This is a genomic window from Pseudomonas fragariae (ex Marin et al. 2024), assembly GCF_059621105.1.
On the sequence record NZ_CM184369.1, the window covers coordinates 5,653,672 to 5,668,071 of the forward strand.

A 14,400-nucleotide genomic window follows, 5' to 3' on the forward strand; every position below is an offset into this window, starting at 1 on the left:
GACAGCAGATACGGGTCAATCTGCGATGCATTTCGTCGGCATCCTGGCCAATCTTCGCTCGCAATCCATTGCGCTCGTCAAATCAGTTATGCCGCAAGCAGCACGGCGGTGTCACGGGGTTCAAGGTAAGACTTACGTCCAATGGGCACCTGGCTGCAAGCGGCCGACCATGAGCACCAATAACAAGAACGCGGAACAGGCCATGAGCAAGGCAGATGCTTTCACCCAGGCAGGCAAGACAGCCGTGCTGCAGAACATACACGGCACCATGCAGTTTCTGCAAAAATTCCCGCCATTCAATCAGATGGAAAACGCCCATCTGGCGTATCTGGTCGAGCAGTGTCAGCTGCGCTTCTACGCGGCCGGTGAAAGCATCATCAAGCCTGGCGACGGACCGGTGGAGCACTTTTACATCGTCAAGCAGGGTCGCATCGTCGGCGAGCGCCCGCATTCTGCCAAAGGCGGTACGGAAACAACATTCGAAATAACCACGGGCGAGTGTTTTCCACTCGCCGCCCTGCTCGGCGAGCGCGCCACTCGCACCGAGCATCTGGCTGCCGAGGACACGTTCTGCCTGCAGTTGAACAAGCAGGCGTTCATCAAACTGTTCGCGCTCTCCACAACCTTTCGCGACTTTGCCTTGCGCGGTGTCAGCAGCCTGCTCGATCAAGTCAATCAACAAGTCCAGCAGCGCGCCGTCGAAACCCTGGGCACGCAGTACTCTCTGAATACCCGGCTGGGTGAACTTGCCATGCGCCATCCGGTGATGTGCAGCCCGGAAACGCCCATGCGCGACGCCGTGCGGCTGATGCACGAGCAGCAGGTAGGCAGCATCGTGATTGTCGACGAGCGGCAGGCGCCGCTGGGCATCTTTACCCTGCGCGACCTGCGTGAGGCGGTTGCCGATGTGGATGCCGACTTCAGCGCACCGGTCAGGCACGCCATGAGCCTGTCACCGTTCCACCTGAGCCCGGACGCCAGTGCATTCGACGCCGCCATCGCCATGACCGGTCGCCATATCGCCCACGTCTGCCTGGTCCGGGACGGGCGGTTGTGTGGCGTGGTGTCGGAGCGGGATCTGTTTTCCCTGCAACGGGTCGACCTGGTGCACCTGGCGCGGACCATCCGCAACGCGCCACGCATCGAAGCGCTTGCCGGCTTGCGCGGCGATATTGTCCAGCTGGTCGATCGCATGCTCGCCCACGGCGCGTCTTCAACCCAGATAACCCAGATCATCACCCTGCTCAACGACCACACCGTATGCCGGGTGATCGAGCTGACGCTTGCAGAGAAAGGCGACCCCGGCATTGCCTTCAGCTGGCTGTGCTTTGGCAGCGAAGGCCGTCGCGAGCAGACGCTGCATACCGATCAGGACAACGCCATTCTGTTCGAGGCCCGAGATGCAGCAGAGGCAGAGCAGATTCGCCGATCACTGCTGCCGATCGCCGAACGTATCAATCAGAGCCTGGCGCAGTGCGGTTTTACCCTGTGCAAGGGCAACATCATGGCCGGCAACCCCGACCTGTGCCTGTCGCGCCTTGAATGGTCGCAGCGCTTCTCGACGTTTATTCGCGAGGCGACACCGGAGAACCTGCTGGCCTCGAGTATCTATTTCGATTTGCGCGTGGTCTGGGGGGATGAAAGTGGCGTCGAGCAACTGCGCCGCGGCATTCTTGATCAGGTCGCAGACAACCGGCTGTTCCAGCGCATGATGGCCGACAACGCACTGCGCCAGCGTCCGCCAGTGGGGCGCTTCAAGGATTTCGTGCTGGCCCGCAAAGGCAGTGAAAAGGACACGCTGGACCTCAAGGTCGAAGGCCTGACGCCCTTCGTCGACGGTGCGCGCCTGCTGGCACTGGCCAACGGTATCGGCGTCAACAACACGCAGGAACGCCTGCGCCAACTGGTCGAGCGCGAAGTCATCGACCCGCTCGACGGTGCTGCGTATGAGGAGGCTTATCACTTCATTCAGCAGACCCGCATGCAGCAGCACCAACTGCAGAGCCGCCAGAATCTGGCTTATTCCAACCGCATCGACCCCGACACCCTCAACCATCTGGACCGGCGCATTCTGCGCGAATCGTTTCGCCAGGCGCAGCGATTGCAAACCAGCCTGACCCTGCGTTATCAGCTATGAACTTGTTCGAATGGCTCAAACCACGGCCGAAAAAGACACCCTTGCACGCGCACCAACTGGAGCGCCTTGAACGACTGCCGGTGTGCGCGAACCTCAGTGACACATCACTGCGTGAACAGCGCTGGGTCGTGCTGGACCTGGAAACCAGTGGCCTGAACATGAACCGCGATCAGGTGCTGTCCATTGGTGCGGTGGTGATTGAAGACGGCGCCATCGATCTGGGCCAGGAGTTCGAGCGCACGCTGTTGCGCGTCGACCACAAGATCAGTCCGGCCGTTCTGATTCATGGGCTGGCGCCCAGTGCGATTGCCGCTGGCAGTGAGCCGGTCGAGGCCTTGCTGGACTTCATGGAGTTCGTCGGAGACAGCCCGATTCTCGGCTTTCATGCGCCATTCGATCAGCACATGCTGTCGCGCGCCTTGAAGGAAAGCCTGGGCTATCGCTTGCAGCACGCGTTTTTCGACGCCGCCGAAATCGCCCCGATGCTCTGCGAGCACGCCAACCTGCGTCATGCCGGGCTGGATGACTGGACCCGTTTCTTTGGCCTGCATGCCGAACAACGTCACCACGCCAGCGCCGATGCGCTGGTCACCGCGGAACTGGCGCTGATTCTGTTCAGCCACGCCCGTCGTCAGCAGATCGACAGCCCCTTGCGGCTGGAGGAAGCACTCGGGCAATGGCGCAGGCGCAGACAGTCGCATTCGTTCTGACTGCGACTGCGTCAGCGCCTCCCGTTCAGTTCGGGGCGATGGTCTTGGCGATCACATCCACCGTCGCTTCGACCTGCTCCCGGTAGCGCTTGAGCTCGACCTTGTGCAGTTGCTCGAGCTCGATCTGCTGTGAGCAGAGGTTCAGCGCTGCAAGGACCAGCAGACGGTCACCGATCAACGTCGGGTATTTGCGTTTGGTGTCGGCCAGCGACGCATTGAGCATCGCAGCGGCCTTCATGAGGGTCAGGTCTTCGCCAGCCGGCGCCTTGACCGAGTACTCATTGCCCAGAATGGTGAGAACGGTTACACCGCTGCCATCGACGTTCATGCGCCGACAGCACTTGCGCTGGTGGCGCGATCAACCAGTGCCTGGATACGCGCGGCAGTGCTGCCATGCTTCTCTTCCTGCTCCATCAGACTCAGTTGCAAGTTCTCGTTCTCGTCCTTGGCTTTTGCCAGCTCGGCACTGAGCTGTGCATTTGTTTCCTGAAGGGCCTGGTTCTGCTGCACCAGATCGCCGACAAGTTGTTCCAATTGGCTAAGGGAGGCTTCCAACATTTTGATTTCTCGAGCAAATTTCAACGGGCGCGTACGATAAAGAAAAGTCGCTGCGCATACCAGCGCTCACCGCTCTGTCATCACATCGACACATCGATAACGTAGACGCGTAGGGGGCTTGTGACTCCTTATTCGGTATCCGGTTCCTGCTGTTCGTCAGACCGTCTGAAACTGCGACAAATGCGCGCAGGCAATGGGCAGACTGCCATCGTGAAAAAAGCATCCGCCTCGTCTTTTCAAAGGCTTGCGCCCGATCGGCGAAAGAAATGAAGAAATCGTCACGATTAAGTCACCCCCAATACGTGCCTATCGGCTCAAGACTTTAGTCGCACGTCCGATAGGCACCCCACTTACGGCTTTATCTCCGTCTCTAAATCGCATGGAACGCGTAAATGACCCTGGAAGCTTTCTATGTCCCTGCGAAATATGAACATCGCGCCTCGAGCGTTTCTTGGATTTGCCATGATCGGCACCCTCATGCTGATTCTGGGCGTCTTTGCACTGTCACAGATGAGCAAGATCCGCAGCGCCACCGAGGTGCTGGCCGACAGCAACGTGCCCAGCATCAAGAGCCTCGATCGCTTCGCTGAAGTCAGCATTCGTCTGCGGGTGCTGTCCTATCGATTGCTGGTCAATCGCGATCCGGAAACCCAGCAGAAAACCATCGAGCTGATGGCGATGCGCAACAAGCAGATCACTGACGCTCAGGCCGTTTACGAGAAGCTGATCAGTACCCCCGACGAGCGCAACCTCTATAGCCAGTACGTGCAGTTGCTGGGCCAGTATCGCCAGCTTGAAGACCGCCTGAAAACGCTGACCCGTGCGAACAACATCGACGAATTGCAGGGCTTGCTCAACAACGAAATGGTCAGCAACTCCGACCAGATGAACGTTGTGCTGCGCAAGCTGGTGGATATCAATACGGCGCAGTTGAATGAGGTCAAGGAGCAGGCCTCCATCGAGTATGACTCGGCATTCAATATGGTGATCGGACTGCTGATCGCCGCCACCCTGCTGACCCTCGTGTTTGCCTGGATGCTGATCAAGAGCATTACCACACCGATTGCCACCGCACTGCTCGCAGCGGAGACCATCGCGCAAGGCAACCTGACCCGGCCGATCAGTATCGACGGCACCGATGAAGCCGGTCGTCTGCTGCTGGCCATGAAAACCATGCAGGACAAGCTGCGCGATACCTTGCAGGGTATTTCCGGCTCGGCCACGCAACTGGCTTCGGCAGCCGAAGAACTGAATGCCGTCACTGACGAAAGCGCACGCGGGCTGGTGCAGCAGAACGACGAAATAGAACAGGCTGCCACTGCGGTCAACCAGATGACCAGCGCCGTGGAAGAAGTGGCGCGCAACGCCACCAGCACCTCGCAGGCCTCGCGCAGCGCGGCGACCTCTGCGGGCGATGGCCGCGACCTGGTTCAGGAAACCGTCAGCGCCATCGAGCGTATGAGTGGCGACGTGCAAGGCACCGCCGAGCTGATCATCAGCCTGGCCAATGAGTCGCGTGATATCGGCAAGGTGCTCGACGTGATTCGCGGCCTGGCCGACCAGACCAATCTGCTGGCATTGAACGCCGCCATCGAAGCAGCGCGGGCCGGTGAAGCAGGACGTGGCTTTGCCGTCGTGGCCGACGAAGTCCGTGCCCTGGCCCATCGCACCCAGCAATCGACCAGCGAAATCGAACGCATGATCAGCAGCATTCAGACCGGCACGGAACAGGCCGTCAGCTCGATGCGCAACAGCACCGAACGCGCCGAATCGACGCTGAACATCGCCAAGGGCGCAGGCCAGGCCCTGAATACCATCAACAGCGCCGTGGAAGAGATCAACGAACGCAACATGGTCATCGCCAGCGCCGCCGAAGAACAGGCACAAGTCGCCCGCGAAGTGGACCGCAACCTGGTCAACATCCGCGACCTGTCGGCACAATCCACCAACGGCGCCAACCAGACCAGCGCAGCCAGCACCGAGCTGTCACGCCTGGCAATCGACCTCAACGGCATGGTGGCGCGCTTCGCGCTTTGATGCTCGAAAACGGGCGTTTTATTTCCGGAAGCTATGTTGTGTGAAAGCCAGTCTTCGCGAACAAGTTCGCGAAAAATGCTCACACCCTTCGGGCAGAAGCAAACCGTGATCCCTCAGCTTCTGGCCGCAGGCCGTAGGAGCGAACTTGTTCGCGAAAAATGCTCACACCCTTCGGGCAGAAGCAAACCGTGATCCCTCAGCTTCTGGCCGCAGACCGTAGGAGCGAACTTGTTCGCGAAAAATGCTCACACCCTTCGGGCAGAAGCAGACCGTGAGCCCCAGCTTCTGGCCGCAGGCCGTAGGAGCGAACTTGTTCGCGAAAAATGCTCACGCCCTAAGGGCTGAAGCAGACTGCGATCCCTCAGCTTCTGGCCGCAGGCCGTAGGAGCGAACTTGTTCGCGAAAAATGCTCACACCCTTCGGGCAGAAGCAAACCGTGATCCCTCAGCTTCTGGCCGCAGGCCGTAGGAGCGAACTTGTTCGCGAAAAATGCTCACACCCTTCGGGCAGAAGCAGACCGTGAGCCTTCAGCTTCTGGCCGCAGGCCGTAGGAGCGAACTTGTTCGCGAAAAATGCTCACGCCCTTCGGGCAGAAGCAAACTGTGAGCCTTCAGCTTCTGGCCGCAGGCCGTAGGAGCGAACTTGTTCGCGAAAGCTGCCCGTGCCTCAAACCCAGATAGCATCCCACAGCGGGTAATCCCCAAGCTTTTTAACCAAGCCCGCACGTAAAGGATTGGCCACGATATAACGGGCTATCGGCGCAATATCCTCTTCGTCGCGGATTGCTCTGTCGTGGTACCCGGATTGCCACAAAGCGTGAGGACGGACACACAGTTTTCCAACTGCAATCGAGCTTCGGGCCTTTAATTGTTTCATCAAGCTGGGCAAATCACCGGCCTTGAGTTCAAAAAGCCAGTGGAGATGGTCAGGCATGACTACCCATGCCATAGACTTGACCAGCCCCTGCTCTTCGCAACGCTTCATTTCTCGTACGAGCAGCCGTCCCAGCTGCATTTCGGCGAACACAGTTACACGGCCCTTCGTTACTGAAGTGACCATGTAAGTCTGACCAACTGCCGAGTATCTGCCTTTGCGCAGGTGTCGTGTCGTTGCGCAATGAGGCATTCCATCGCCCTCCAGAACCGGTTCAACGTTGAACCTTAGCGTCTGTAGGGCGATGAGCAGAGCGAATGTTTTACAGCCTGTGAGAGATGCTTTCTCGTCGTGAGCATTTGCAAACCGGACGTTTTGTTACAGCCTCACACTCGCAAACGTCGACTCATTACGCGCCTGACTCAGGGCCGACATCGGCCCGGACAGCGGGGCGAGTACCAGGGCCTGCGGGATCGGCATCATCGCGACCTGCTGTGCGGTGTTGGACCCTACGCGCTCGTCACGTGGCGGGATGCCGAAGTATTCGCGGTAGCATTTGGAGAAGTGTGGCGTCGACACGAAGCCGCACACTGACGCCACTTCGATGATCGACATCGGGGTCTGCTTGAGCAGTTGCCGGGCGCGAATCAGGCGCAGTTTCAGGTAGTAGCGCGAAGGCGAACAATGCAAATACTTCTGGAACAGCCGCTCCAGCTGCCTGCGCGAAACGGCGACATACACAGCCAGCTCGTCAAGGTCGATCGGCTCTTCAAGATTGGCTTCCATCAGCGCCACGATTTCCTGCAGCTTCGGCTGATTGGTACCGAGCATATGCTTGAGCGGCACGCGCTGGTGGTCCTGTTCGTTGCGAATGCGCTCGTAGACGAACATTTCGGAAATGGCTGCCGACAACTCGCGCCCATGATCACGACTGATCAGGTGCAGCATCATGTCCAGCGGTGCGGTGCCGCCCGAGCTGGTGAAACGGTTGCGGTCCAGCGTAAACAGCCGGGTGCTCATCGACACCCGTGGAAAGGCTTCCTGCATCGAGGCCAGACATTCCCAATGCACGCTGCACTCGAAACCATCCAGCAAACCCGCACACGCCAGCGCCCAACTGCCGGTGCACACGGCGCCCAGACGACGCGACTGACGCGCCTGGCCCTGTAGCCAGCTGACGTGTTCACGCGTGACGGAGCGCTGAATACCGACACCGCCGCAGACGATGACCGTGTCGAGCAAAGGAGCCTTGTGCATCGCCGCATCCGGCGTGATCTGCAGACCATCGCTGGCCCAGACCTGGCCGCCGTCGACACTCAGCGTGGTCCAGCGATACAGCTCGCGGCCCGATAACTGATTGGCCATGCGAAGGGGTTCTACCGCCGATGCGAGGGAGATCAGGGTGAAGTTATCCAGCAGCAGAAAGCCGATGGACTGAGGCGCGCGGTTCTGGGGTTGAGTCCCTTGATTGAACGATGTCATCACACTATCTCCTCTCATATGGCAATGGTTGGCCCCAGGACAGGCTCTTCTTGTAGCCCTCGTTATTGCAGGGCTTGGTAATGACATCGCAAATCCCATGCCGGAATTTGATCGCTCATTCAAGAACACCTGAAAACGACGTCGCGAAGCGTCTACCCGGCTGCGACCCTCATACCTGTTTGCGACGGCGAGGCCGCCGCACGCGGAGTTCGATGAGCAGTTCGGTAGCACTTCAGGGAAACGATCGAGGGGCGTTCACACGCCGAGTGCTACTCAAGGCACATCCCGAGGCAGCCGTGCCGAGGGCAGGCGTTCGCGCTAAAAAGTGGCGGCCTGCAGGGCGCGTGATCGAAAAGCGCGCAGCCGCAAAAAAAGGGCACGCGACCTGGCATGACCACTGGCGGATCCGCCCCGATAATGAACTTGTCGGCGTTACTCCCCTCCAAAGCACCGCGTTCGCGCAGGCACCGACCTGCCAACCGACCGCTGCCGACCTGCGCAGCAACCGTGTAACGTACTGGCCGTTTTTTCGCAGTTCCGACACTGCAACCGGGCGTGCGTACGATGCAACGAATCTGTAAGCGACCTTGCGCGCACTGGATACGACGCCTCCTGCACTGGATACGACGCCCCCTGTAGGCGTTTGATTTTCCCTGTTACATGATCGGTTCCGACTCGATCGCCCGGCGCAGTGATGGAGCTTCGCGAAAAGCCTCGCCAACCCATAAGCCGCGTCAGCGTTCACCTGCTGATGACCAGAAGAAACTCACAGGAGTCCACCCCATGAAAGGTTCCAAATCGTTGCTGTTGGCCGCTACGCTCTGTATGCCGGTGCTAGCCCAGGCAGCCGAGCCAGAGGCCTGTCATACGGTCAACTTCTCCGATGTCGGCTGGACTGACATTACCGTCACTACTGCGGTAACCAGCGCCGTACTCGAGTCACTGGGTTACAAGACCAAAACCACCATGATTTCCGTACCGGTGACCTACAAGTCGCTGGCCGACGGCAAGAACATGGACGTGTTCCTCGGCAACTGGATGCCGACCATGGAAAACGACATCAAGCCCTATCGCGAAGCCGGGACCGTCGAAACCGTGCGTGCCAACCTGGAGAACGCCAAGTACACCCTGGCGGTCCCGGAAGCGCTTTACGACAAAGGCCTGCATGACTTCGCCGACATCGCCAAATTCAAGAAGGAACTGGGCGGCAAGATCTACGGCATCGAGCCTGGCAACGACGGTAATCGCCTGATCCAGAGCATGATCGACAAGAACGCCTTCGGCCTCAAGGACGCAGGCTTCAAGGTCGTTGAATCCAGCGAAGCCGCAATGCTTTCGCAGGTCGACCGCGCCGTGAAACGCAAAAACGATGTGGTGTTCCTCGGTTGGGAACCGCATCCGATGAACACCCGCTTCAAGATGAAATATCTGACTGGCGGCGATGACTTCTTCGGCCCCAACTACGGCCAGGCGACCATCTACACCAACACCCGCAAAGGCTACAGTCAGGAGTGCAGCAACGTAGGTCAGTTGCTCAAGAACCTGTCCTTCACGCTGAACATGGAAAGCACCCTGATGGGCAACGTGCTGGACGACAAGATGAAGCCTGATGCCGCCGCCAAGGCGTGGATCAAGAAAAACCCTCAAGTACTCGACACCTGGCTCGCAGGCGTAAACACCGTCGATGGCAAGCCAGGCCTGGAGGCAGCCAAAGCCAAGTTGACCCAGTAAGCCGACAGCAGGCGGGACTGACCCGCCTGCTGCCCTCTTCACCTTCCGCAAGCGGACACCCGAAATCATGCTGACTGACCATAAAATCCCTCTGGGCGAGTACATCGCCGCATTTGTCGATTGGTTGACGGCCAACGGCGCCGATTACTTCGACGCGATAGCCTCGACACTGGAAATGATGATCCACGGGTTCACTTTCGCGCTGACCTGGTTCAATCCATTCGTACTGATCGGCCTTATCGCCGCCCTCGCGCACTTCATCCAGCGCAAGTGGGGCCTGACGGTTTTCGTCATCCTTTCGTTTCTACTGATCCTCAACCTGCACTATTGGCAGGAGACCATGGAAACCCTGGCGCAGGTGCTCTTCGCCACGCTGGTCTGTGTCGTCATCGGCGTGCCGCTGGGCATCATTGCCGCGCACAAGCCGCTGTTCTACACCATCATCCGGCCGTTACTCGACCTGATGCAGACCGTGCCCACCTTCGTCTATCTGATTCCGACGCTCACGCTGTTCGGTCTGGGCGTGGTACCCGGCCTGATCTCGACGGTGGTTTTCGCCATTGCCGCGCCGATTCGCCTGACCTACCTGGGTATCCGCGATGTGCCTCAGGAGTTGCTGGATGCCGGCAAGGCCTTCGGTTCGTCACGCCGCCAGTTGCTGACACGCATTGAACTGCCCTACGCGATGCCCAGCATTGCAGCCGGCATTACCCAGTGCATCATGCTGTCGTTGTCGATGGTGGTCATCGCCGCCCTGGTCGGCGCCGACGGCCTCGGCAAACCAGTGGTCAACGCGCTGAACACGGCCGACATCGCGCTCGGTTTCGAAGCCGGTCTGGCAATCGTATTGCTGGCCATCATGCTCGACCGCATCTGCAAACAACCCGAAGCCAAGGTAGGGTCCGACGCATGAGTATCATCAAATTCGACAAGGTAGACGTCATCTTCTCCAAGGACCCGCGTGAAGCCCTCAAACTGCTCGACGAAGGCCTCACGCGTGACCAGATCCTCAAGAAAACCGGACAGATCGTCGGCGTCGAAAACGCCAGTCTGGATATCGAAAAGGGCGAAATCTGCGTCCTGATGGGCCTGTCGGGCTCCGGCAAATCCAGCCTGTTGCGCTGTATCAACGGCCTCAACACCGTCAGCCGTGGCTCCCTGTTCGTCGAGCATGAAGGCTCGCAGATCAACATCGCCAACTGCAGCGCAGCCGAACTGAAAATGATGCGCACCAAGCGCATTGCCATGGTCTTTCAGAAGTTCGCCCTGATGCCCTGGCTGACGGTGCGCGAAAACATCAGCTTCGGCCTGGAAATGCAGGGTCGCCCCGAAAAGGAACGGCGCAAGCTGGTGGATGAAAAGCTCGAGCTGGTGGGCCTGACCCAGTGGCGCAACAAGAAGCCCGACGAACTGTCTGGCGGCATGCAGCAGCGAGTGGGCCTGGCGCGAGCATTGGCGATGGACGCCGACATCCTGCTAATGGACGAACCCTTCTCGGCGCTTGACCCGCTGATCCGCCAGGGTCTGCAGGACGAACTGCTTGCCCTGCAAACCAAACTGAGCAAGACCATTGTGTTCGTCAGCCACGATCTGGACGAAGCACTGAAGCTCGGTAGCCGGATCGCCATCATGAAGGATGGCCGCATCGTGCAATACAGCGTGCCGGAACAGATCGTTCTCAATCCGGCCGATGAATACGTGCGCACCTTCGTTGCACATACCAACCCACTGAACGTGCTGTGCGGTCGCAGCCTGATGCGTACCGTCGAGGAGTGCACCCACGTCAACGGTTCGGTGTGCCTGGACCCGAGTGGCGACTCATGGCTCGATCTGGCCGAAGGCAACGTGATCAAAGGTGCACGGCAAGGTGCCTCGGCCCTCGATCTGCAGAACTGGACCCCCGGCCAGGACGTCGCCTCCCTGGATCGACGCCCCACGCTTGTGCATTCCAACATCGGCATGCGCGACGCGCTGCAGATCCGCTACCAGACCGGCAACAAACTGGTCCTGCAGGACGGCAATAAAGTGGTCGGCATTCTGGGTGATACCGAGCTGTATCACGCGTTGCTGGGCAAAAACCACGGCTGACAAGGCCTGCAACCGACAAGCCCGCTCCACCGCGCTGGACTCATCCAGCCGGGAGCGGGCTTTTTTTCGTCCACAGCCTTCACCCGGGTAACTCCCCTGCCGCTATTTCTGCTCCCTCAGCCGCATGTCGTAAACGCACCTTTGTGTGGCGTCCATAGGCATTTGGCGTCTTCGGTCCGGCCCTACCATCGCTCTCAGAGGGCTCTGTTCAGCCCGAACGACAAGTCAGGCGCCGCGCCGCCGCTGGGAGATCCGCGATGTTCAGCAAGCAAGACCAGATCCAGGGTTATGACGATGCACTATTGTCGGCGATGAACGCCGAGGAGCAGCGTCAGGAAGACCATATCGAGCTGATCGCCTCGGAGAACTACACCAGCAAACGCGTGATGCAGGCGCAGGGCAGCGGCCTGACCAACAAGTACGCAGAGGGCTATCCCGGCAAGCGTTACTACGGCGGTTGCGAGCACGTCGACAAGGTCGAGCAACTGGCCATCGAACGCGCCAGACAGTTGTTTGGTGCCGACTATGCCAACGTTCAGCCGCATTCCGGAAGTCAGGCCAACGCAGCGGTCTATCTGGCGCTGCTTCAGGCCGGCGATACCGTGTTGGGCATGAGCCTGGCGCACGGCGGTCACCTGACTCACGGCGCCAAGGTCAGCTTCTCGGGCAAACTCTATAACGCCGTGCAGTACGGCATCGACACCGCGACCGGGCTGATCGATTACGACGAAGTCGAGCGCATCGCCGTCGAGTGCCAGCCGAAAATGATCATCGCCGGGTTTTCAGCCTACTCCAAGACCCTCGACTTCCCGCGCTTCCGCGCAATCGCCGACAAGGTGGGCGCCTACCTGTTCGTCGACATGGCGCACGTCGCCGGTCTGGTTGCCGCCGGTCTTTACCCGAATCCGCTGCCCTACGCAGACGTAGTCACCACCACGACCCACAAGACCCTGCGCGGCCCACGCGGCGGCCTGATTCTGGCCAGGGCCAACGAAGAGCTGGAAAAGAAATTCAATTCCGCCGTCTTCCCCGGTGGTCAGGGCGGCCCGCTGATGCACGTCATCGCCGCCAAGGCCGTGTGTTTCAAGGAAGCCATGGAGCCCGCCTTCAAGGCCTATCAACAGCAGGTCATCGACAACGCGCAAGCGATGGCGCAGGTGTTCATCGAACGGGGCTTCGACGTCGTCTCCGGCGGCACCGACAACCATCTGTTTCTGGTCAGCCTGATCCGTCAGGGCCTGACCGGCAAGGACGCCGACGCCGCGCTGGGCCGTGCGCACATCACCGTCAACAAGAACTCGGTGCCCAACGACCCGCAGTCGCCGTTCGTGACGTCCGGCCTGCGCATCGGCACACCGGCCGTTACCACCCGCGGCTTCAAGGTGACCCAGTGCGTCGAGCTGGCCGGCTGGATCTGCGACATCCTCGACAACCTCGGTGATGCCGATGTCGAGGCCGACGTCGCCAGCCAGGTCGCCGCCCTGTGCGCCGATTTTCCGGTTTATCGCTGAGTCAGGAGTAGCCTCACATGCAGCATTACTCAGGCTTCGGCCTTCTCAAGCATTCCCTCAGCCACCATGAAAACTGGCAGCGCATGTGGCGCACGCCGACCCCGAAAAAGATCTACGACGTGGTCATTGTCGGCGGCGGCGGGCACGGTCTGGCGACGGCCTATTATCTGGCCAAGGAGCACGGCATCACCAATGTGGCCGTGGTCGAGAAAGGCTGGCTGGGCGGCGGCAACACTGCGCGCAACACCACCATCGTGCGCTCCAACTACCTGTGGGACGAGTCGGCCCACCTGTATGAACACGCGATGAAACTGTGGGAAGGCCTGTCCCAGGACCTGAACTACAACGTCATGTTCTCCCAGCGCGGCGTCTACAACCTGTGCCACACCCTGCAGGACATGCGTGACTCCGAGCGCCGCGTCAGCGCCAACCGGCTTAACGGCGTGGACGGCGAATTGCTCAACGGCCAGCAGGTCGCCGAGGAAATCCCGTACCTGGATTGCTCGAAAAACACCCGTTACCCGATCATCGGCGCAACCGTTCAGCGCCGTGGCGGCGTCGCCCGTCACGATGCGGTGGCCTGGGGCTTCGCCCGCGCGGCCGATGCGCTGGGCGTCGACCTGATTCAGCAGACCGAAGTCATCGGCTTTCGCAAGGAAAACGGCGTGTGCATCGGTGTGGAAACCAACAAGGGTTTCATCGGTGCCAAACGTGTCGGTGTGGTCACCGCCGGCAACTCCGGGCACATGGCCAGGCTGGCAGGCTTCCGTCTGCCCATCGAATCACATCCGTTGCAGGCACTGGTTTCCGAGCCGATCAAACCGATTATCGACAGCGTCATCATGTCCAACGCGGTACACGGCTACATCAGCCAGTCCGACAAGGGCGACCTGGTGATCGGCGCCGGTATCGACAGTTGGGTCGGCTACGGCCAGCGCGGCTCGTACCCGGTGATCGAACACACCATCCAGGCCATCGTCGAGATGTTCCCGGTGCTGTCCCGCGTGCGCATGAACCGTCAGTGGGGCGGCATCGTCGACACCACGCCGGACGCCTGCCCGATCATTTCCAAGACCCCGGTGCCGAACATGTTCTTCAACTGCGGCTGGGGCACAGGCGGCTTCAAGGCCACGCCGGGCTCGGGTAACGTGTTTGCCGCCAGCCTGGCCAAAGGCGAGATGCATCCGCTGGCCAAACCGTTCTCCATTGACCGTTTCCACAACGGCGCACTCATCGACGAACATGGCGCTGCAGCCGTAGCCCACTAACAGGA

12 protein-coding genes and 1 pseudogene are annotated in these 14,400 nt (G+C 59.9%); 9 read left to right on the top strand and 4 right to left on the bottom strand.

Annotated elements, in window-relative coordinates; all coding sequences use genetic code 11:
* The first annotated feature begins 202 nt into the window (after nt 1-202).
* Together AC54XV_RS24590 and AC54XV_RS24595 are read left to right on the top strand one after the other, a co-directional pair.
* Nucleotides 203-2,137 carry a DUF294 nucleotidyltransferase-like domain-containing protein gene (locus AC54XV_RS24590; RefSeq protein ID WP_024659821.1) on the top strand — a complete coding sequence of 645 codons (1,935 nt, stop codon included), beginning with the start codon at nt 203-205 and terminating at the stop codon, nt 2,135-2,137.
* Complete coding sequence (locus tag AC54XV_RS24595; protein WP_024659820.1) at nt 2,134-2,847, top strand: 3'-5' exonuclease; 714 nt, start codon at nt 2,134-2,136, stop codon at nt 2,845-2,847. Before AC54XV_RS24590 ends, AC54XV_RS24595 begins: the two co-directional genes overlap by 4 nt.
* A 25-nt stretch (nt 2,848-2,872) precedes the next feature.
* On the opposite strand, the gene AC54XV_RS24600 is transcribed toward AC54XV_RS24595, so the two are convergent.
* Nucleotides 2,873-3,175, bottom strand: a complete 303-nt coding sequence (locus AC54XV_RS24600) for a cell division protein ZapA (RefSeq protein ID WP_003316170.1) — start codon at nt 3,173-3,175, stop codon at nt 2,873-2,875.
* Nucleotides 3,172-3,405, bottom strand: a complete 234-nt coding sequence (locus AC54XV_RS24605; protein WP_003402183.1) for a hypothetical protein — start codon at nt 3,403-3,405, stop codon at nt 3,172-3,174. The genes AC54XV_RS24600 and AC54XV_RS24605 overlap by 4 nt, the downstream gene beginning before the upstream one ends.
* 477 nt (nt 3,406-3,882) lie before the next feature.
* Here AC54XV_RS24605 and AC54XV_RS24610 point away from each other — a divergent pair.
* Both AC54XV_RS24610 and AC54XV_RS24615 read left to right on the top strand, forming a co-directional pair.
* A pseudogene (locus tag AC54XV_RS24610) lies at nt 3,883-4,299 on the top strand (MCP four helix bundle domain-containing protein); the annotation flags it as partial.
* 90 nt (nt 4,300-4,389) lie between these two features.
* Nucleotides 4,390-5,442, top strand: coding sequence for a methyl-accepting chemotaxis protein (locus AC54XV_RS24615; RefSeq protein WP_404944247.1), 1,053 nt, complete (start codon nt 4,390-4,392; stop codon nt 5,440-5,442).
* A gap of 666 nt (nt 5,443-6,108) precedes the next feature.
* Here AC54XV_RS24615 and AC54XV_RS24620 read toward each other — a convergent pair.
* Together AC54XV_RS24620 and gbdR are read right to left on the bottom strand one after the other, a co-directional pair.
* Nucleotides 6,109-6,567: an REP-associated tyrosine transposase gene (locus AC54XV_RS24620; RefSeq protein WP_024660127.1), complete on the bottom strand. Its 459-nt coding sequence runs from the start codon at nt 6,565-6,567 to the stop codon at nt 6,109-6,111.
* Nucleotides 6,568-6,693: 126 nt separating this feature from the next.
* Nucleotides 6,694-7,797 carry a choline metabolism transcriptional regulator GbdR gene (gbdR, locus tag AC54XV_RS24625; RefSeq protein ID WP_003402189.1) on the bottom strand — a complete coding sequence of 368 codons (1,104 nt, stop codon included), beginning with the start codon at nt 7,795-7,797 and terminating at the stop codon, nt 6,694-6,696.
* Nucleotides 7,798-8,580: 783 nt separating this feature from the next.
* Here gbdR and AC54XV_RS24630 point away from each other — a divergent pair.
* The 5 genes from AC54XV_RS24630 (at nt 8,581) to AC54XV_RS24650 (ending at nt 14,395) form a co-directional block, all read left to right on the top strand.
* Nucleotides 8,581-9,528 (top strand): choline ABC transporter substrate-binding protein, encoded by a 948-nt coding sequence (locus AC54XV_RS24630; protein WP_011269185.1) that lies wholly within the window; start codon nt 8,581-8,583, stop codon nt 9,526-9,528.
* Between the two features lie 64 nt (nt 9,529-9,592).
* Complete coding sequence (gene choW / locus AC54XV_RS24635; RefSeq protein ID WP_170846044.1) at nt 9,593-10,441, top strand: choline ABC transporter permease subunit; 849 nt, start codon at nt 9,593-9,595, stop codon at nt 10,439-10,441.
* A complete protein-coding gene (gene choV / locus AC54XV_RS24640) occupies nt 10,438-11,616 on the top strand; it encodes a choline ABC transporter ATP-binding protein (protein WP_011269186.1) in 1,179 nt (392 codons plus the stop codon). The genes choW and choV overlap by 4 nt, the downstream gene beginning before the upstream one ends.
* A 257-nt stretch (nt 11,617-11,873) precedes the next feature.
* Nucleotides 11,874-13,127, top strand: coding sequence for a serine hydroxymethyltransferase (glyA, locus tag AC54XV_RS24645; protein WP_024640219.1), 1,254 nt, complete (start codon nt 11,874-11,876; stop codon nt 13,125-13,127).
* A 17-nt stretch (nt 13,128-13,144) separates the two neighbouring features.
* Complete coding sequence (locus AC54XV_RS24650) at nt 13,145-14,395, top strand: sarcosine oxidase subunit beta family protein (protein WP_058823188.1); 1,251 nt, start codon at nt 13,145-13,147, stop codon at nt 14,393-14,395.
* Nucleotides 14,396-14,400 lie beyond the last annotated feature (5 nt).